General features: G+C 73.3%; 14 protein-coding genes. 2 read left to right on the forward strand and 12 right to left on the reverse strand.

Features of this window, described 5'->3' with window-relative positions:
• Positions 1–3: 3 nt before the first annotated feature.
• From ACSP97_RS12705 to hrcA, 8 genes are all read right to left on the reverse strand, one after another.
• Complete coding sequence (locus tag ACSP97_RS12705) at positions 4–357, reverse strand: histidine triad nucleotide-binding protein (RefSeq protein ID WP_355144625.1); 354 nt, start codon at positions 355–357, stop codon at positions 4–6.
• 73 nt (positions 358–430) lie between these two features.
• Complete coding sequence (locus tag ACSP97_RS12710; RefSeq protein ID WP_388289498.1) at positions 431–3589, reverse strand: S41 family peptidase; 3159 nt, start codon at positions 3587–3589, stop codon at positions 431–433.
• Between the two features lie 96 nt (positions 3590–3685).
• Complete coding sequence (locus ACSP97_RS12715; protein ID WP_355144629.1) at positions 3686–4225, reverse strand: hypothetical protein; 540 nt, start codon at positions 4223–4225, stop codon at positions 3686–3688.
• A 112-nt stretch (positions 4226–4337) separates the two neighbouring features.
• On the reverse strand, positions 4338–4730 hold the full coding sequence (locus ACSP97_RS12720; RefSeq protein WP_358675550.1) for a VOC family protein: 393 nt from the start codon (positions 4728–4730) through the stop codon (positions 4338–4340).
• A 19-nt stretch (positions 4731–4749) separates the two neighbouring features.
• Positions 4750–5496, reverse strand: coding sequence for a 16S rRNA (uracil(1498)-N(3))-methyltransferase (locus ACSP97_RS12725; protein ID WP_355144633.1), 747 nt, complete (start codon positions 5494–5496; stop codon positions 4750–4752).
• On the reverse strand, positions 5493–6566 hold the full coding sequence (locus ACSP97_RS12730; RefSeq protein WP_355144635.1) for a nitronate monooxygenase: 1074 nt from the start codon (positions 6564–6566) through the stop codon (positions 5493–5495). Before ACSP97_RS12730 ends, ACSP97_RS12725 begins: the two co-directional genes overlap by 4 nt.
• Before the next feature lie 224 nt (positions 6567–6790).
• On the reverse strand, positions 6791–7927 hold the full coding sequence (dnaJ, locus tag ACSP97_RS12735) for a molecular chaperone DnaJ (RefSeq protein ID WP_070027038.1): 1137 nt from the start codon (positions 7925–7927) through the stop codon (positions 6791–6793).
• On the reverse strand, positions 7928–8944 hold the full coding sequence (gene hrcA, locus ACSP97_RS12740; protein WP_146467661.1) for a heat-inducible transcriptional repressor HrcA: 1017 nt from the start codon (positions 8942–8944) through the stop codon (positions 7928–7930). It abuts the gene before it with no gap.
• A gap of 163 nt (positions 8945–9107) precedes the next feature.
• Here hrcA and ACSP97_RS12745 point away from each other — a divergent pair, with 163 nt between their 5' ends.
• Together ACSP97_RS12745 and ACSP97_RS12750 are read left to right on the forward strand one after the other, a co-directional pair.
• Entirely contained in the window at positions 9108–9830 is a 723-nt protein-coding gene (locus ACSP97_RS12745; RefSeq protein ID WP_440557539.1) for an MBL fold metallo-hydrolase, read from the forward strand.
• A gap of 34 nt (positions 9831–9864) precedes the next feature.
• Positions 9865–10674 (forward strand): DUF3097 domain-containing protein, encoded by an 810-nt coding sequence (locus ACSP97_RS12750; protein ID WP_355144640.1) that lies wholly within the window; start codon positions 9865–9867, stop codon positions 10672–10674.
• A gap of 21 nt (positions 10675–10695) precedes the next feature.
• Here ACSP97_RS12750 and hemW read toward each other — a convergent pair whose 3' ends face one another.
• From hemW to lepA, 4 genes are all read right to left on the reverse strand, one after another.
• Positions 10696–11928: a radical SAM family heme chaperone HemW gene (gene hemW / locus ACSP97_RS12755; protein ID WP_382009650.1), complete on the reverse strand. Its 1233-nt coding sequence runs from the start codon at positions 11926–11928 to the stop codon at positions 10696–10698.
• Positions 11929–11971: 43 nt separating this feature from the next.
• A complete protein-coding gene (locus ACSP97_RS12760; RefSeq protein WP_440558414.1) occupies positions 11972–13792 on the reverse strand; it encodes a SpoIIE family protein phosphatase in 1821 nt (606 codons plus the stop codon).
• A gap of 239 nt (positions 13793–14031) precedes the next feature.
• The gene (locus tag ACSP97_RS12765; RefSeq protein ID WP_440557541.1) at positions 14032–15906 is read right to left on the reverse strand and encodes an AMP-dependent synthetase/ligase; all 1875 of its coding nucleotides are present in this window, start codon (positions 15904–15906) and stop codon (positions 14032–14034) included.
• A 281-nt stretch (positions 15907–16187) separates the two neighbouring features.
• Positions 16188–18062, reverse strand: coding sequence for a translation elongation factor 4 (lepA, locus tag ACSP97_RS12770; protein WP_355144646.1), 1875 nt, complete (start codon positions 18060–18062; stop codon positions 16188–16190).

Raw genomic sequence — 18062 nt, forward strand, 5'->3', positions numbered from 1 at the left:
TGACTATCCGGGCGGCCACTGCAGGCCACGGCCGCCGAGGACGTGCGCGTGGGCGTGCCAGACGGTCTGGCCGGCGCCGCTGCCGGTGTTGAAGACGAGGCGGTAGCTGTCGAGCTTCTCCTCGTCGGCCACGGCCTTGGTCTCGCGCAGCACGTCGGCGGCGATCTCCGGGGCGCCCGCGGCCAGTTCGGCGGCGTTCGCGTAGTGGGCCTTGGGGATCACCAGGACGTGGGTGGGCGCCTGGGGGTTTATGTCCCTGAAGGCGACGGTGGTGTCCGTCTCGCGGACGACGGTCGCCGGGACGCGACCCGCGACGATCTCGCAGAACAGGCAGTCGTCTTGCGGTTCTCCGGGCATGCGCCGCTCCTCTGTGCCGGTGATCGTTACGGGGGCATGGTAGTCGTTCGGGTGACGCGTACGGGGTGGCCGGTCAGTCGGGCAGGGCCGGCGGTGTCTTCGCGGGCGAGGCCGCCAGCGCCTCCAGCGCCAGCCTTATCGCCTCGTCCAGCTGGGTGTCCGCACCCCGCGCCCAGTCCTGGGGTCGCTGGACGACCTCCACGTCCGGGTCGACGCCGTGGTTCTCCATGTTCCAGCCCTGGCCCTCCAGCCAGGTGGCGTACTTGGGCTGGGTGATCAGGGTGCCGTCGACCAGGCGGTAGCGGCTGTCGACGCCGATGACGCCGCCCCAGGTGCGGGTGCCGACGACCGGACCGATGCCGAGGGCCTTGATCGCGCCGTTGACGATGTCGCCGTCGGAGCCGGAGAACTCGTTGGCGACGGCGACGACGGGACCGCGCGGGGCGTCGCTCGGGTAGCTCTCGGGGCGCATACCGCGGGGCACGTCCCAGCCGACGATCCGGCGGGCCAGCTTCTCCACGACGAGCTGGGAGGTGTGGCCGCCCCGGTTCTCGCGCACGTCCACGATCAGGCCCTCGCGGGCGACCTCGACACGCAGGTCGCGGTGGAGCTGGGCCCAGCCGGGCGCCTGCATGTCGGGCACGTGCAGGTAGCCGAGCCGGCCGCCGGACCGCTCGTGGACGTGGGCGCGGCGGCCGGCGACCCAGTCGTGGTAGCGCAGCGGCTCCTCGTCGGCGAGCGGGACCACGACGACATGGCGCGGGTCGCCGCCGCCGGAGGGCGAGACGGTGAGTTCCACGGGACGCCCGGCCGTGCCGGTCAGCAGCGGGCCGGGTCCGGTCACCGGGTCGACCGGGCGGCCGGCGACGGCGAGGATCGCGTCGCCGGGGCGGACGGCGACGCCGGGCGCGGCGAGCGGGCTGCGCGCTTCGGGATCGGAGGTCTCGCTGGGCAGGATGCGGTCGATGCGCCAGCTTCCGTCCTCGTGGCGGGAGACGTCGGCGCCGAGGAGGCCCTGGCGGGGGCCGCCGCCGTAGCCGCCGCGCGGGATGACGTAGGCGTGCGAGGTGCCGAGTTCGCCGTGCACCTCCCACAGGAGGTCCACCAGGTCGTCGTGGGTGGCGAGGCGGTCGAGGACGGGGCGGTAGCGGTCGAGGACGCCGTCCCAGTCGACGCCGCCCATGTCGGGCCGCCAGAAGTTGTCCCGCATGATGCGGCCCGTCTCCTCGTACATCTGCCGCCATTCCGCGGCGGGGTCGATCGTCTGCCGGATGCGGCCGAGGTCGACGGTGATGTTGGAGTCGCTGTCCTCGTCGGCGGAGGCGCGCCGGTCGCTGGGGACGACCTTCAGCTTGCCGTCGGTCCACAGCAGCACCCGCTTGCCGTCGCCGCTGACCTCGATCCGGTCGGCGTCCGCGGCCAGGTGCTCCAGCCGCTGCTGGACGAGGTCGTAGCGCTCCAGCTCGGTGTGCGGGTCGGGGTCGTCGGGGGTGGCGCGGGAGGCGCCGAGGACGCCACGCAGCGGGTGCCGCAGCCAGAGCACGCCGTCCTTGGCGGCGCGCAGATGGGAGTAGCGGGCGGCCTCCACCGGGAAGGGCACGATGCGGTCGGCGAGCCCGTCGAGGTCGATCCGGGTGGTGGGCACGCCCTCGCTGTCCGGGGTCTCCTCCTTGTCGGAGGTCTCGAAGGGGCGGCCGTGGCGCTGCGGTCCGAAGGGGGACGGGGTGGTGGCGGCGAGGGTGATCAGGTAGGGGCGGGTGCCCTCCACGAAGGCCAGGTCGAAGGCGTGTTCGTCGTAGACCGGGTCGAAGGAGCGGTTGGAGAGGAAGGCGAGGTGCCTGCCGTCGAGGGTGAAGGCGGGCGCGTGGTCCCGGAAGCGCAGCGGGGTGGCCTCGCTGACGGTCAGGTCGGTGGTGTGGGCGAGGCGCAGCTGGCTCAGTGGGCGCGGGCCGGGGTGGCTCCAGGCGAGCCAGGCGGAGTCGGGCGAGAAGGCCAGGTCGCGCACGTCGCCGTCCTCGCTGCGGTCGACCTCGCGGACCTCGCCGGTCTCCCGCTCGACCAGCAGCAGCCGGCCGTCGTGGGAGGCGACGGCGGCGCGGCTGCCGTCGGGCGCCATGGCGAGCGAGAGGACCCGGCCGAGCCGTCCGGCGGCCAGCCGGCGCGGGGTGGCGCCGAGAGCGAGGCCGGTGGCGGGCGCGAACTCCAGGGCGTCCTCGCCCTCCGCGTCCGTCACCCACACCACCCATTCCTCGCCGTCGGCGCGGAAGGTGCGGGGCAGCCGGGCGCGGACGCCGGGTTCGGCGGCGAGCGCGCGCACCGGCCCGGCGCGGTGGGTGACCCAGTGGACGGTGCCGCGCAGGGCGACCGCGCTGCCCCGGGCGGTGTGGTCGGGCGCGGCCGAGCCGAACCAGCGGGAGGTGCCCGTCTGGAAGGGCTGGAGGTCCACGCGGGGGCCGCCGAGGCGGATGTCCAGGGGGCGCGGGGCGGCGCCGTCGAGGTCGTCCAGCAGCCAGAGCCGGCCGGCGCAGGAGTAGACGACACGGGTGCCGTCGGTGGTGGCGTGGCGGGCGTAGAAGCCGCCGAGCGGCGAGTGGCGGCGCAGGTCGGAGCCGTCGGCGCGGGAGGAGTACACGGCGCCGGTGCCCTCGTGGTCGCTGAGGAAGGCGATGCGGTCGCCGACCCAGCCGGGGTGCTCGATGTTCCCGTCCAGTTCCTCGTGCAGCCGGACGAACTCCCCGCTCCCCTCCCGGTCGATCCACAACTTGCCCGCGGTGCCGCCCCGGTAGCGCTTCCACCAGGCCGCCTCTCGGCCCATGGGGGCCGACAGCAGCACGGTGTGCGGGCCGAACGCGACGTCGCCGACCGGGCCGTAGGGCAGGGTGGCGGCGGGTCCGCCGTCGAGCGGGACGGCGCGGGCCCAGGTGCGGCGCAGGCTGGGCTGGCCGGCGGTGCTCAGGGCGAGGACCTGTCCCCCGGGGGTCCAGCCGCGCACCTGGGTCCGCGAACTGCCCCAGTGGGTGAGGCGTTTGGCGGGTCCGCCCTCGACGGGGGCGATGTGCACCTCGCGGGCGCCGTCGCGGGTGGAGGTCCAGGCGAGGGTGGTGCCGTCGGGCGAGATGCGGGGGTGGTCCACGGGCACGTTGTCCGCGCTGGCCCGCCAGGCGCGGCCCCCGTCGAGGGGCGCCAGCCAGACGTCGTCCTCGGCGACGAAGGTCACCAAGTCGCCGTGCAGGTGCGGGAATCGGAGGTAGCCGGAGGTTCCTGTCGAAGCGCCCTGAGTCACCCCGTCACCATACGCAGCGGACGCCGTTCGCGGGTCCTTTTCCGATCACTTGCCCTGGGCCGGCGGGCAGGCGGGATCGCCCGTGCACCAGACGGTGCGGGTGACGGTGACCGTCACAGCGGGGCGCGGGACGGCGGGGGTGTACAAGGGCCGGTGGGCGGGGCCGGGCGCGGCACCGCAGTCGCCGAGTCCGCTGACGTGGAACACCTGTCTGCCGCCCACCCTGGCCCGCAGGTCGCCGCGCACACAGGCGCCGTCGACGGCCCTGGTCACCTCTCCGTTGACGGTGATCCTGCGGCGGTCCCTGGTCTCGCCCTGGCAGTCGACGGCGACCACGGCGCTCGCGCCCGGCGCGGACGCCGCCACCGCGGCACCGCCGCCCCGGTCGCCGTCGCAGGTCAGCCAGCCGACGTCCACGTGCTGCCGGGTCAGTTCCGCGGTCGCCGTGCCGTCGGTGGTGTAGGCGACGGTCGCCGGTCCGAGCTGATCGGGCTCGCAGGCCACCAGGGCGCCCGCGCCCGCGAGCACGAGCCCGGCGGCGCCGATCAGCCCGCGCCGGGCCCGGATCCACATGAATGCCCCCATGCCCGGCAGACTGCCATCGCGGACGGCCGCGCCGGAAGCCCGCGCCCGATCACTCACCCGTTCGGCGGCCCGCGTTCCGGACCGGGACCCGGCCGGTGGCAGCGCCCGGGGGTCAGCCGCGCAGCAGCAGCCACTCCTGGAGTTCGACCAGGTTGTCCTCGGGGTCCCTGAGGTGGGCCACGCGCATGCGGTCGGTCATGGGGGCGGGGCCGTGCAGGAGGGTAGCGCCCCGGGCGACGAGGCCCGCGCAGTAGGTGTCGAGGTCGTCCACCCGCAGCACCACCAGGGAGCGGTGGCCCGTCGCGGCACCGGCCAGTTCGGGCAGGATCTCGGCCATCACGGCGCGGTCCTGGAGGGCGATGCCCGCCGACCCGGTGTGCGGGCTGAACTTCTCGTACGGCCCCTCGCTCGCGCCGGACTGCGGCTTGAGGCCGAGGACGTCGGCGTAGAAGCGGTAGCAGGCGGCGAAGTCGGTGACCAGCAGGCGCACTTGGGCGAGTTCCACGGTGTCTCCCGGATGAGGTTCAGGACCAGCGGCCGGTGCGTCCCAGCAGCAGGGCCGCCGCGGCGGTGCCGGCGGTGGAGGTGCGCAGCACGCTGGGGCCCAGCACGTACGCCTGCGCGCCCGCCTCCTCGAACAGCGCCAACTCGTCGCGGGAGACGCCTCCTTCGGGGCCGACGACCAGGACGATCTCGCCCTGCGCGGGGAGTTGGGCGGTGGCCAGCGGCTCGCTGGCGTGCTCGAAGTCGGAGTGCAGCACCCCGGCGAAGTCCGCGTCGGCGAGCAGCGCGGCCACCTGCCTGGTCGTCGCCGCGTCCGCGACCTCGGGGAAGCGCACCCGCCGGGACTGCTTGCCGGCCTCGCGGGCGGTGGCCCGCCACTTGCCGAGCGCCTTGAGGCCCCGGTCGCCCTTCCACTGCGTGATGCAGCGCGCGGCCTGCCAGGGCACGATCGCGTCGACGCCGACCTCGGTCATCGTCTCGACGGCCAGCTCTCCCCGGTCGCCCTTGGGCAGGGCCTGGACGACGGTGATCCGGGGGCTCGGCGCGGCCTCCTCGCTGATCCCGCTCAGGTGGACGACCAGCCGGTCCTTGCCCTCGCTGCCGATCACCTCGCACACCGCGTAGCGCCCGGCGCCGTCGGTGAGCACGACCTCCTCGCCGGGCTGGAGCCGCTTCACGGAGACCGCGTGCCGGCCCTCGGGGCCGTCCAGGACGTACCGGCCGCCGTCCGTGTCGAAGCCGGGGACGACGAAGACGGGGGCGGTCACCGGGCACCGTCCTTCGCCAACGCGGCGCGGGCCTCGGCGAGTTCGGCCGCCAGCACCTCGACCAGCCGTCCGGCGGGCAGCTCCCGGGCCAGCCGGTGGCCCTGGCCCGCCCACAGCGCCATGCCCTGCGCGTCCCCGGCCTGGGCGGCGGCCTTGCGCAGCGGGGAGGTGAGGTGGTGGACCTCGGGGTAGGCGGCGGGCGCGTACGGGCCGTGCTCGCGCAGGAAGCGGTTGACCAGGCCGCGTGCCGGGCGACCGGAGAACGCGCGGGTCAGCTCGGTGCGCGCGAACAGCGGGTTGGTCAGCGCCTCCTTGTGCACGGCGGGGGCGCCGGACTCGGGGGTGGCGAGGAACGCGGTGCCCAGCTGGGCCGCGCTCGCGCCGGCCGCGAGGACGGCGGCGATCTGGGCGCCGCGCATGATGCCGCCCGCGGCGACGACCGGGATGCCCACGGCCTCGCGGATCTGCGCGACCAGCGACAGCAGGCCGATGCCGGTGCCGTCGCTCTCCGCGACGTCCCGGTGGGTGCCCTGGTGGCCGCCGGCCTCCACACCCTGGGCGATCACCGCGTCCGCGCCGGCCCGCTCCACCGCGAGGGCCTCCTCGGCGGTGGTGGCGGTGACCAGCGTGACGGTGCCGGCCCGCCGCAGCCGCTTGAGCGCCTCCGGGCTCGGCACGCCGAAGTGGAAGGAGACCGCGGGTACCGGGTCGTCCAGGAGGACGGCGAGCTTGGCGTCGTAACCGTCGTCACGGCCGCCGTCCGGATCGCCCAGCTCGGTCTCGTACCAGGCGGCCTCGCCGGCGAGCTGATGGGCGTAGACCTCCACGGCGCCGCTCTCCGCGTGCTCCGGCTGCGGCATGAACACGTTGACGCCGAAGGGGCGGTCGGTGAGTCCCCGCAGCCGCTTGATCTCCTGGTACATGCCGTCGGCGGTCTTGTACCCGGCGGCCAGGAACCCGAGCCCACCGGCCTCGGACACCGCGGCGGCGAGCTCCGGCACGGAGACGCCGCCCGCCATGGGTGCCTGCACGATCGGGTGCAGGAGCAGATCGGTCAGTGCGGAGGACATGACCGCATGGTGTCACGTCCTTGGAACAAGTCCGAATCGGGTGTCCGCATCGGCATATTCCACTCCGCGCCCGGTCAGCGCGCCGCGGACACCCGCCACCACGGCTCGGTCAGCGCCCGTTGAACGCGTCCTTCAACCGCGAGAACAGCCCCTGCCGACCCGGCTGACCGTGCCCGCCCGGGGGACAACCCCCGGCCCCCCGGCCACGGCTCCGGTCAACGGCGTCAGCGCCCGTTGAACGCGTCCTTCAACCGCGAGAACAGCCCCTGCTGACCCGGCTGGAACTGGCCCTGGGGGCGTTCCTCGCCGCGCAGCTTGGAGAGTTCGCGCAGCAGGCGCTCCTGTTCGGGGTCCAGCTTGGTCGGCGTCTGGACCTCGACGTGGACGACCAGGTCGCCCCGGCCGCCGCCGCGCAGATGCGTGACGCCCCGGTTGTGCAGCGGGATCGACTGGCCGGACTGGGTGCCGGGCCGGATGTCGACCTCCTCCAGGCCGTCCAGCGTCTCCAGCGGCACCTTGGTGCCGAGGGCCGCCGCGGTCATCGGGATCGTCACCGTGCAGTGCAGATCGTCGCCGCGGCGCTGGAAGGTGGAGTGCGGCAGTTCGTGGATCTCGACGTACAGGTCGCCGGCCGGGCCGCCGCCGGGGCCGACCTCGCCCTCGCCCGCGAGCTGGATCCGCGTGCCGTTGTCGACACCGGCCGGGATCTTCACCGTCAGCGTGCGCCGCGAGCGGACACGGCCGTCGCCGGCGCACTCCGGGCACGGGGTCGGCACCACGGTGCCGAAGCCCTGGCACTGGGGGCACGGCCGCGAGGTCATGACCTGGCCCAGGAAGGACCGGGTGACCTGCGAGACCTCGCCGCGGCCGCGGCACATGTCACACGTCTGCGCGGACGTGCCCGGGGCCGCGCCCTCGCCGTTGCAGGTGTTGCAGACGACCGCGGTGTCGACCTGGATCTCCTTGGTGGTCCCGAAGGCCGCCTCGTCCAGCTCCACCTCGATCCGGATCATCGCGTCCTGGCCGCGCCGGGTGCGCGAGCGCGGCCCGCGCTGCGACGCCGTGCCGAAGAACGCGTCCATGATGTCGGAGAAGTTGCCGAAGCCACCGGCGCCGAAGCCGCCCGCGCCGGCGCCGCCGGACTGCGAGAGAGGATCTCCGCCGAGGTCGTAGACCTGCTTCTTCTGCGGGTCCGACAGCACCTCGTAAGCGGCGTTGATCTCCTTGAACCGCTCCTGGGTCTTCGGATCGGGGTTGACGTCCGGGTGCAGCTCGCGCGCGAGCCGGCGGAACGCCTTCTTGATCTCATCCTGCGACGCGTCGCGGCGCACGCCGAGAACGGCGTAGTAGTCCGTGGCCACTTACGACTCCGCCAGGATCTGTCCGACGTACCGTGCCACTGCGCGTACCGCTCCCATCGTTCCCGGGTAGTCCATGCGGGTCGGTCCGACCACGCCGAGCTTGGCAACCGCCTCGCCGCCCGAACCGTAGCCCACCGACACCACGGAGGTTGAGTTGAGTCCTTCGTGGGCGATCTCGTGCCCGATGCGCACGGTCATGCCCGGATCCTTCGCCTCGCCGAGGAGCTTGAGGAGCACGACCTGCTCCTCCAGAGCCTCCAGGACGGGCCGGATCGTGAGGGGGAAGTCGTGTCCGAAACGGGTGAGATTGGCGGTGCCGCCGATCATCAGCCGCTCCTCGTTCTCCTCGACCAGTGTCTCCAGAAGGGTGGAGAGCACCGTGGAGACCGTACCGCGATCCTCGGGTTCGAAGGCGTCCGGCAGGTCCTCGACCAGTGTCGGCACGTCCGTGAACCGGCGGCCCGCGACCCGGCTGTTCAGCCGCGCGCGCAGATCCGCCAGGGACGCCTCGCCGAACGGCGCCGGGCAGTCCACCATCCGCTGCTCGACCCGGCCGGTGTCCGTGATCAGCACGAGCATCACGCGCGCCGGAGCGAGCGCGAGCAGTTCCACGTGCCGCACGGTGGACCGGGTCAGGGACGGGTACTGCACGACGGCGACCTGCCGGGTCAGCTGCGCGAGCAGCCGTACCGTGCGCGCCACCACGTCGTCGAGGTCGACGGCGCCGTCCAGGAAGTTCTGGATCGCGCGCCGCTCGGGCGCGGTCATCGGCTTGACGCCGGCGAGCTTGTCGACGAACAGCCGGTAGCCCTTGTCGGTGGGGATGCGCCCCGCGCTGGTGTGCGGCTGGGCGATGAACCCCTCGTCCTCCAGGGCCGCCATGTCGTTGCGCACGGTCGCCGGGGAGACGCCGAGGTTGTGCCGCTCGGTCAGGGCCTTCGACCCGACCGGCTCCTCGGTGCCGACATAGTCCTGGACGATGGCGCGCAGTACCTGAAGCCTGCGTTCACTCAGCATTCGCGCGCACCTCCAGCACGTCGTCCCCTTCTGTCCTCGGTTCGGGCGCCTGGCACTCTTCGCGTGCGAGTGCCAGCGTTCCCCGGCCCAGTGTACGGCCGTGGGGTACGCACCGGGCAAGGTCGGTGCCCCCGTGACCGCTCGTGGGGCTAGCGTCGCGGTTATGACGGTGACTTGGGAAGAGCGGGGATGGGAGCGGCTGGCCACGGGGGTCGGGCGGTGCCGCCTGCCGGGCTGGGACTGCACGGCGGGGCTGGTCCTGGGCGCGGACACGGCGCTGATGGTGGACGCCGGGTCGAGCCTGGGCGAGGGGGCGCGGCTGCGGTCGGCGGCGGAGGAGCTGGCGGGCGGCCGTGTGACCCATCTCGCGCTGACCCACGCCCATTTCGACCATGTCTTCGGCGCCGCCGCGTTCGCGGGGGCGGCGGTGTACGCGGCGGTGGGCGCGGAGGCGGTGCTCGCCGGCGAGCGGGACGCGCTGCGCCATGACGCCGTCCACCACGGGCTGCCGGCGGCGGACGCGGAGGAGGCGGCGCTGGCGCTGGTCCCGCCGCGGCACCTGGTCTCCGGGGAGCGCACCCTGGACCTCGGCGGGGGCCGGCAGGTGCTGCTGGCCAACGTCGGCCCCGGCCACACCGCCCATGACCTGGTGGTCCTGGTGCCGGGCGAGCGTGAGGTGGTGTTCTGCGGCGACCTGGTCGAGGAGTCCGGCGAACCCCAGGCGGGCCCGGACGCCGTACCGTCGCGCTGGCCGGCCGCGCTGGACCGGCTGCTGGCGCTGGGCGGCGAGGACGCGCTGTACGTGCCCGGTCACGGTGCGGTGGTGGACGCGGCCTTCGTACGGCGCCAACGGGACGCCCTGGCCGCGCGTTTCGGCGTGTCGTGAGCGCCCGCCTCGCTCTTCTCCTATCGTCATCCGAATGCGCCAGTACTCCCCCGACCTGACCCCGCCCTGGAAGAAGCCCCAGCCGGTGCCGGAGGTGCCCGCGGAACCGGGCCTGGTCGTGGAGGAGCCCGGCACCGGGTTCTGCGGCGCGGTGATCCGCTGCGAGGCGGGCACGGTCACGCTGGAGGACCGCTTCGGCAAGCACCGGGTCTTCCCGCTGGAACCCCGCGGCTTCCTGCTGGAGGGCCGCCCGGTGACCCTGGTACGTCCCGCCGCCGCCCCGGCCCGCCCGGCCCGCACGGCGTCCGGATCGGTCGCGGTGCCCGGCGCCCGCGCCCGCGTGGCCCGCGCCGGCCGCATCTACGTCGAGGGGCGGCACGACGCCGAGCTGGTCGAGAAGGTCTGGGGCGACGACCTGCGCATCGAGGGCGTGGTCGTGGAGTACCTGGAGGGCGTGGACCACCTGCCCTCGATCGTCGCCGACTTCGCCCCCGGCCCCGACGCCCGGCTCGGCATCCTGGTGGACCACCTGGTGCCCGGCAGCAAGGAATGGCGCATCGCCGAGTCGGTGACCAGCGAGCACGCCCTGGTCGTGGGCCATCCCTACATCGACATCTGGGAGGCGGTGAAACCCGCCGCCCTGGGCATCGCCGCCTGGCCCGCCGTGCCCCGCGGCCAGGACTGGAAGACGGGCGTGTGCCGCGCCCTCGGCTGGCCGTCGGACAACACGGGCGCGGTGTGGCAGGCGATCCTCAAGCGGGTCGGCTCCTACAAGGACCTGGAGCCGGAGCTGCTGGGGCGGGTGGAGGAGCTGATCGACTTCGTCACGGGCGGCGGGGCCTGACCCGCTTCGCCGCCGGGTGGCTCAGTCCACCAGGTCCCGCACCACCGCGTCCGCGAGCAGCCGGCCGCGCAGGGTGAGCACGGCGCGGCCCCCGGCGTAGGGGCCCTCCTGGAGGAGTCCGTCCGCCACGGCCCGGCGCGCCGCCGCGCGGCCCGCCTCCTTCAGCAGGTCCAGCGGGACGCCCTCGCGCAGGCGCAGTTCCAGCAGGATGCGCTCGACGCGGCGGTCCTCGGCGGTCAGCAGCTCGCGGCCGGCGCCCGGGGAGCGGCCCGCGGCCAGGGCGGCGGCGTAGGCGCCGGGGTGCTTGACGTTCCACCAGCGGACGCCGCCCACGTGCGAGTGGGCGCCCGGCCCGGCGCCCCACCAGTCCGCGCCGCGCCAGTACAGCTCGTTGTGCAGACAGCGGCCGGCCGCGGAGGTGGCCCAGTTGGAGACCTCGTACCAGGCGAAGCCCGCGGCGGAGAGGGTCTCCTCGGCGATCAGATAGCGGTCGGCGTGCACGTCGTCGTCGGTCATCGGGATCTCGCCCCGGCGGATCCGGCGGGCGAGCTGGGTGCCCTCCTCCACGATGAGCGCGTACGCGCTGACGTGGTCGGGGCCGGCGCCGATCGCCGCCTCCAGGGAGGCCCGCCAGTCGTCGTCGCTCTCGCCCGGGGTGCCGTAGATCAGGTCGAGGTTGACGTGGTCGAAGCCCGCCGCCCGCGCCTCCCCCACGCACGCCTCGGGGCGCCCGGGGGTGTGGGTGCGGTCCAGGATCCGCAGCACGTGCTGCTTCGCGCTCTGCATGCCGAAGGAGATCCGGTTGAAGCCGCCCTCCCGGAGGGTCGCGAGGTAGGCCGGGTCGACGGACTCGGGGTTCGCCTCCGTGGTGACCTCGGCGTCCGGGGCCAGCCCGAACTCGTCGCGGATCGCCGCCAGCATCCGTACGAGGTCGTCGGCGGCCAGCAGGGTGGGCGTGCCGCCGCCGACGAAGACCGTGCGGACCGGGCGCGGGTCGTCGCCGAGCACCTTGCGGGCGAGCCGGATCTCGTCGGTGAGGGTGTCCGCGTAGTTGTCGCGGGAGGCGAGCACCCCGCCGGTGCCGCGCAGCTCGGTCGCGGTGTAGGTGTTGAAGTCGCAGTAGCCGCAGCGGGTCGCGCAGTACGGCACGTGCAGATAGAAACCGAGCGGACGGTCAACCGCCCCGGCGAGCGCGTGTGCGGGCAACGCGCCGTCGTCGGGAACGGGCTCACCGTCGGGGAGTGCGGAAGGCATACGACCCATTGTCCAGCACCGCCGCGCTCCCCCGGCCGCCGTCTCATCCCGCCTGGAGCACCAGCAGTGCCAGGTCGTCCTCCGGCGGGGCCTCGCCGAAGGTGTGCACCAGGTGGCGGATCCTTTCCGCGATCTCCTCCGCGGTGAGACCGACGCAGGAGGCCAGGGCGGCGGCGAGGCCGTCGGCGTCGTCGAACTGGCGGGAGCCGCAGCGTCGCTCGGTCACCCCGTCGGTGACGCACAGCAGGCTGTCGCCGGGCAGCAGGTCCAGCGTCTCGCTGACGTAGGTCTCGTCCTCGACCACGCCGAGCAGGGTCTGCGGGCGGGCCGCGGTGCGCACGGCGCCGTCGGGGCCGAGGACCAGCGGGAGCGGGTGCCCGGCGGAGGCCAGGGTGCAGCGGACCCCGCCCTCGAACGGGGTCAGCTCGCCGTAGAGCAGGGACAGGAAGCGGGTCTGCGGGCCCTCCCCGGGCGCCACGGCCAGGCCGTCGGCGGCCACCAGCGCGCGGGCCGCGGCGTCCGCGGCCTCGGTGGCGTCGTCCAGGAGGAGCTGGTTGAGGCGGTCGAGCACGTCGGCCACCCGGTAGCCCTCGCGGGCCAGCAGCCGCAGCCAGGGCCGGGCGAGGCCGATGACGACCGCCGCCTCCGGGCCCTTGCCCTGCACGTCGCCGATGGCGAAGCACCAGCGGCCGTCGCTCGCCGGGAACAGGTCGTAGAAGTCGCCGCTGGGCCCGCTCTTGTCGCAGGGCTCGTAGACCAGCGCGCTGCTCATCCCGGGGATCTCCGCGACCGCGCCGGGCAGCAGGCCCCGCTGGAGCACCGCGCTGATGGTGGCCTGGCGGGCGTACTGCCGGGCCGCGCCGATGGCGAGCGCGACCCGGCGGGCCAGGTCCTCGACCAGCCCGGTGATCTCGTCCGGGAAGCGCCTGAGCCCGCACCGCCCGATGACCAGCGTGCCGAGCGGACGCCCGCCCGCGACCAGCCGGTACGCCAGCGCCGTGCCGTCGGCGCCCTGCGGGCCGAGCGAGGGGCCGGGCCACGGGTACGGCTCGGGGCCGAACCCCGCCCCGTCCCCCGTCCGCGGCGGCTCCTTCTCCAGCGCCCCGCGCAGTTCCTCGATGCGGTTCTCGCTGGCGTGCCAGACCCGGGCGGGGCCGTCGTACGACCCGCCGCGCGCCGACGCCTCGTCCTCCAGCCACACCGCGCACCAGTCGGCGAGCCGGGGCACGATCAGCTGGCCGGTGAGGGCCGTGACCAGGTTCTCGTCCAGTTGCCCGGCGAGCAGGTCGGAGGCCTCGGCGAGGAAGGACAGCGCGCCCCGGCCGAGCCAGTCCCGGTCGCTGTCGGCGCGCTGTGCCTGCGGGGCCAGGTCCTCGGCGACCTCCAGGGCGTCCCGCGCCCCGGCGCCGGCCGGGGTCTCGTTGCCGCCCGGGGGCAGCCTGGCCCACACCGACTTGGCGCCGGTGCGGTAGGTGACGCCCCAGGACTCGGCGAGCGCGCCGACCAGCCGCAGCCCCCGCCCGTACTCCGGGATCTCGTACGGCGGCTCGCCCGCGGTCGCGTCACGCGGCGGCCGGGCCGGGTGCCGGTCGCCGACCTCGACCACGAACGCGCCGTCCTCCTCCAGGCACCAGTCCACATCTATCTCGGTGCCGGCGTGCACCACGGAGTTGGTGACCAGCTCGCTGACGACCGCCAGCGCGTCGTCCAGCAGCCGGGGCGCGACTCCTGGCGCCTCGGTCAGCGCGGCCCGCACCAGGGCCCGCGCGGAGCCGGGCGCGAGCGGGCTGCCGGGCAGCGTGACGTGGCCGCGCGCCCCGGCGCCCCGGCCCTCGGTCTCCCACTGGGTGGGTATGGCCGCCATGTCCATGCGGCCAGGGTGACAGAAGGGTGTCACGCATAAGCGTGAAGTCACCGAACTGCCCACTCCTGGCCGAGAAGCGTGCTACGACGGGACTGAAAGGCGGCGCCTTTCGAGCGCTCCCTTCCTTTCGGCCCCGCGCGCCCCGCCGCCCTCCTCCGCCCCGCGGCGGCTCCCGCGTCCCGGAGCGGCTCCCGACTCCCGCGGCGGCTCCCCCGTCCCGCCGCGGTTCCCCGCGTCCGCTACTTCTCCCGCGTCCCCGCGTACATCTCGTCGATGAGCCCCTTGTACTCCCGCTCCACCACCGGCCGCTTCAGCTTCAGGCTCGGCGTGATCTCGCCGTGCTCCACGTCGAGGTCCCGCGGCAGCAGCCGGAACTTCTTGATGGTCTGCCAGCGCTGGAGCCCGGCGTTGAGCTGCTGGACGTAGCCGTCGACCATCTCGACCGTCACCGGGGCGGCGACGACCTCGGCGTACGGCTTGCCCTCCAGGCCGTTCTCCTTCGCCCACTCCATGATCGCGTCCTCGTCCAGGGCGATGAGGGCGGTGCAGTAGTTCCGGTCGGCGCCGTGCACGAGGATGTTGGAGACGTACGGGCAGACCGCCTTGAACTGGCCCTCCACCTCCGCCGGGGCGACGTACTTGCCGCCGGAGGTCTTGATGAGGTCCTTCTTGCGGTCGGTGATGCGCAGATAGCCGTCGGGCGAGAGTTCGCCGATGTCGCCGGTGTGGAACCAGCCGTCGGGCTCCAGCACCTCGTCGGTCTTGTCGGGCAGCTTGTGGTAGCCCTGCATGATGCCCGGGCCGCGCAGCAGGATCTCGCCGTCGTCGGCGATGCGCACCTCGGTGCCGGGCAGCGGCTTGCCGACCGTGCCGGTGCGGTAGGCCTCGCCGGGGTTGACGAAGGAGGCCGCGGAGGACTCGGTGAGGCCGTAGCCCTCCAGGATGTGGATGCCGGCGCCGGCGAAGAAGTAGCCGATCTCCGGGGCGAGCGCGGAGGCGCCGGAGACACAGGCGCGCAGCCGGCCGCCGAAGGCCTCGCGGATCTTGGCGAAGACGAGGGTGTCGGCGACCTTGTGCTTGGCGGCCAGGCCGAAGGGCACGGAGCGGTTGCCGGTGCGCCGGAAGTTGTCCTGCTCCGTCTTGGCGTACTCGCGGGCGACCTCGGCGGCCCACTGGAAGATCTTGTACTTGGCCGCGCCGCCCTCGCGGGCCTTGGCGGCGACGCCGTTGTAGACCTTCTCGAAGATGCGCGGCACCGCGGCCATGTACGTCGGCCGCACCACCGGGAGGTTCTCGATGATCTTGTCGACGCGACCGTCCACGGCGGTGACGTGCCCGATCTCGATCTGCCCGGAGGTGAGCACCTTGCCGAAGACGTGCGCGAGCGGCAGCCACAGGTACTGCACGTCGTCGGGGCCGAGCAGCCCGGTCGCGGAGATGGCCCTGGCCATGTAGGACCAGTTGTCGTGCGGCAGGCGCACGCCCTTGGGGCGGCCGGTGGTGCCGGAGGTGTAGATGAGGGTGGCGAGCTGGTCCTTGGCGAGGGCGCCGACCCGCTCCTTGATCAGCTCCGGGTGCTGCTCCAGATGGGCCGCGCCGCGCTTCTCCAGTTCGTCCAGGGTGATCACCCAGTCGTCGCCGTCCACGCCCGCCGGGTCGATGACGACGACCTTGGTCAGCTCGGGCAGCTCGGCGCGCTTCTCGGCGGCCTTGGCGACCTGCGCGGCGTCCTCCGCGATCAGCACCCGGCTCTCGGAGTCGGAGAGGATGAACGCGGACTCGTCGGCGTTGGTCTGCGGGTAGATCGTGGTGGTGGCGCCGCCGGCGCACATGATGCCGAGGTCGGCGAGGATCCACTCCACCCGGGTGGAGGAGGCCAGCGCCACCCGCTGCTCGGGCCGCAGGCCCAGCTCGATCAGACCGGCCGCGATGGCGTAGACCCGCTCGGCCGCCCCCGCCCAGCTCAGCGACTTCCAGTCGTCGGGGCCCTGGCCGGACGCGGGGGGCACCGGGTAGCGGTAGGCCTCGGCGTCCGGTGTGGCCGCCACGCGCTCCAGGAAGAGGGCCGCGACGGACGGCGGACGGTTCTCGATCAGGGTCTGTGTGTCGCTCACGACATCCTCCGGGGCCCGCGACAGCGCGGCTGGTACTCGGTGCGGCTGGGTCAACTCACGGTGGTGTTCGGGCTTGTTTAACTCGCGAGTAACTATCGAGCAGGCATCAGGGTAAGGCGCGAGTGCCCGCCGCGTAAGGGGCTTCGGCCTGTCTCTTTCCCCGCGTCCGCACCTCTGGGCGGCGCCGGGTACGCGCGGGGGCCCGCCGCGCTTTCGCACGACGGGCCCCCTGCTGTCCGTTTTGGGCAGGTGACCGGATGCCGCCCCCGGTTACTTCCCGGTTACTTCTTGCCCTTGCCCGACCCCGCGCTGTCATCGCTGGAGAGGACCGCGATGAAGGCCTCCTGCGGAACCTCCACCGAACCCACCATCTTCATCCGCTTCTTGCCTTCCTTCTGCTTCTCCAGCAGCTTGCGCTTACGGGAGATGTCACCGCCGTAGCACTTGGCGAGGACGTCCTTGCGGATGGCGCGGATGGTCTCGCGGGCGATGACCCGGGAGCCGATGGCGGCCTGCACCGGCACCTCGAAGCTCTGCCGCGGGATCAGCTCCTTGAGCTTGGCGACGAGCCGTACGCCGTACGCGTACGCCTGGTCCTTGTGGGTGATCGCCGAGAAGGCGTCGACCTTGTCGCCGTGCAGCAGGATGTCGACCTTGACCAGGCTGCTGGCCTGCTCGCCGGTGGGCTCGTAGTCGAGCGAGGCGTAGCCGCGGGTCTTGGACTTCAGCTGGTCGAAGAAGTCGAAGACGATCTCCGCGAGCGGAAGGGTGTAGCGGATCTCGACCCGGTCCTCGGAGAGGTAGTCCATGCCGAGCAGGGTGCCGCGCCGGGTCTGGCACAGCTCCATGATCGCGCCGATGAACTCGGTGGGCGCGAGGATCGTCGCCCGTACGACCGGCTCGAAGACCTCGTCGATCTTGCCCTCGGGGAACTCGCTCGGGTTGGTGACCGTGTGCTCGCTGCCGTCCTCCATGACCACGCGGTAGACCACGTTGGGGGCGGTGGCGATCAGGTCGAGGCCGAACTCGCGCTCCAGGCGCTCCCGGATCACGTCCAGGTGCAGCAGGCCGAGGAAGCCGACGCGGAAGCCGAAGCCGAGGGCGGCGGAGGTCTCCGGCTCGTAGACCAGGGCCGCGTCGTTGAGCTGGAGCTTGTCCAGTGCCTCGCGCAGCTCCGGGTAGTCGGAGCCGTCCAGCGGGTACAGGCCCGAGAACACCATCGGCTTGGGGTCCTTGTAGCCGCCGAGGGCCTCGGTGGCGCCCTTGTTCTGGCTGGTGACGGTGTCACCGACCTTGGACTGGCGGACGTCCTTCACGCCGGTGATCAGATAGCCCACCTCGCCGACGCCCAGGCCGTCGGCCGGCAGCATCTCGGGCGAGTTGACGCCGATCTCCAGCAGCTCGTGGGTGGCGCCGGTCGACATCATCCTGATGCGCTCGCGCTTGTTGAGCTGGCCGTCGATGACACGGACGTACGTCACGACACCGCGGTAGGAGTCGTAGACCGAGTCGAAGATCATCGCGCGGGCGGGCGCGTCGGCGACGCCGACCGGGGCCGGGATCTCCCTGACGACCTTGTCGAGCAGCGCGTCGACGCCGAGACCGGTCTTCGCGGAGACCTTGAGCACGTCGTCCGGCTCGCAGCCGACCAGGTTCGCCAGCTCCTCGGCGAACTTCTCCGGCTGGGCGGCCGGCAGGTCGATCTTGTTGAGCACCGGGATGATCGTGAGGTCGTTCTCCATCGCCAGGTAGAGGTTGGCGAGGGTCTGCGCCTCGATGCCCTGGGCGGCGTCGACGAGGAGGATGGTCCCCTCGCAGGCGGCCAGCGACCGCGAGACCTCGTAGGTGAAGTCGACGTGCCCCGGGGTGTCGATCATGTTGAGGATGTGGGTCGTGCCCTGGTCGGGGCCCTCGGTCGGGGCCCAGGGCAGACGCACCGCCTGGGACTTGATCGTGATGCCGCGCTCGCGCTCGATGTCCATCCGGTCGAGGTACTGAGCACGCATCTGCCGCTGCTCGACCACACCGGTCAGCTGGAGCATCCGGTCGGCGAGCGTGGACTTGCCGTGGTCGATGTGCGCGATGATGCAGAAGTTGCGGATCAGAGCCGGGTCGGTACGGCTCGGCTCGGGCACATGGTTAGGGGTCGCGGGCAC

The sequence above is a fragment of the Streptomyces sp. SCPE 10 genome, assembly GCF_051980735.1.
GTDB lineage: Bacteria > Actinomycetota > Actinomycetes > Streptomycetales > Streptomycetaceae > Streptomyces > Streptomyces misionensis.

What these genes read in the sequence shown, in the direction of transcription:
- ACSP97_RS12705 (WP_355144625.1), bottom strand. Translation starts at nt 357, where the DNA reads ATGCCCGGAGAACCGCAAGACGACTGCCTGTTCTGCGAGATCGTCGCG.
- ACSP97_RS12715 (WP_355144629.1), bottom strand. Translation starts at nt 4,225, where the DNA reads ATGGGGGCATTCATGTGGATCCGGGCCCGGCGCGGGCTGATCGGCGCC.
- ACSP97_RS12730 (WP_355144635.1), bottom strand. Translation starts at nt 6,566, where the DNA reads ATGTCCTCCGCACTGACCGATCTGCTCCTGCACCCGATCGTGCAGGCA.
- hrcA (WP_146467661.1), bottom strand. Translation starts at nt 8,944, where the DNA reads ATGCTGAGTGAACGCAGGCTTCAGGTACTGCGCGCCATCGTCCAGGAC.
- ACSP97_RS12745 (WP_440557539.1), top strand. Translation starts at nt 9,108, where the DNA reads ATGACGGTGACTTGGGAAGAGCGGGGATGGGAGCGGCTGGCCACGGGG.
- ACSP97_RS12750 (WP_355144640.1), top strand. Translation starts at nt 9,865, where the DNA reads ATGCGCCAGTACTCCCCCGACCTGACCCCGCCCTGGAAGAAGCCCCAG.
- hemW (WP_382009650.1), bottom strand. Translation starts at nt 11,928, where the DNA reads ATGCCTTCCGCACTCCCCGACGGTGAGCCCGTTCCCGACGACGGCGCG.
- ACSP97_RS12760 (WP_440558414.1), bottom strand. Translation starts at nt 13,792, where the DNA reads ATGGCGGCCATACCCACCCAGTGGGAGACCGAGGGCCGGGGCGCCGGG.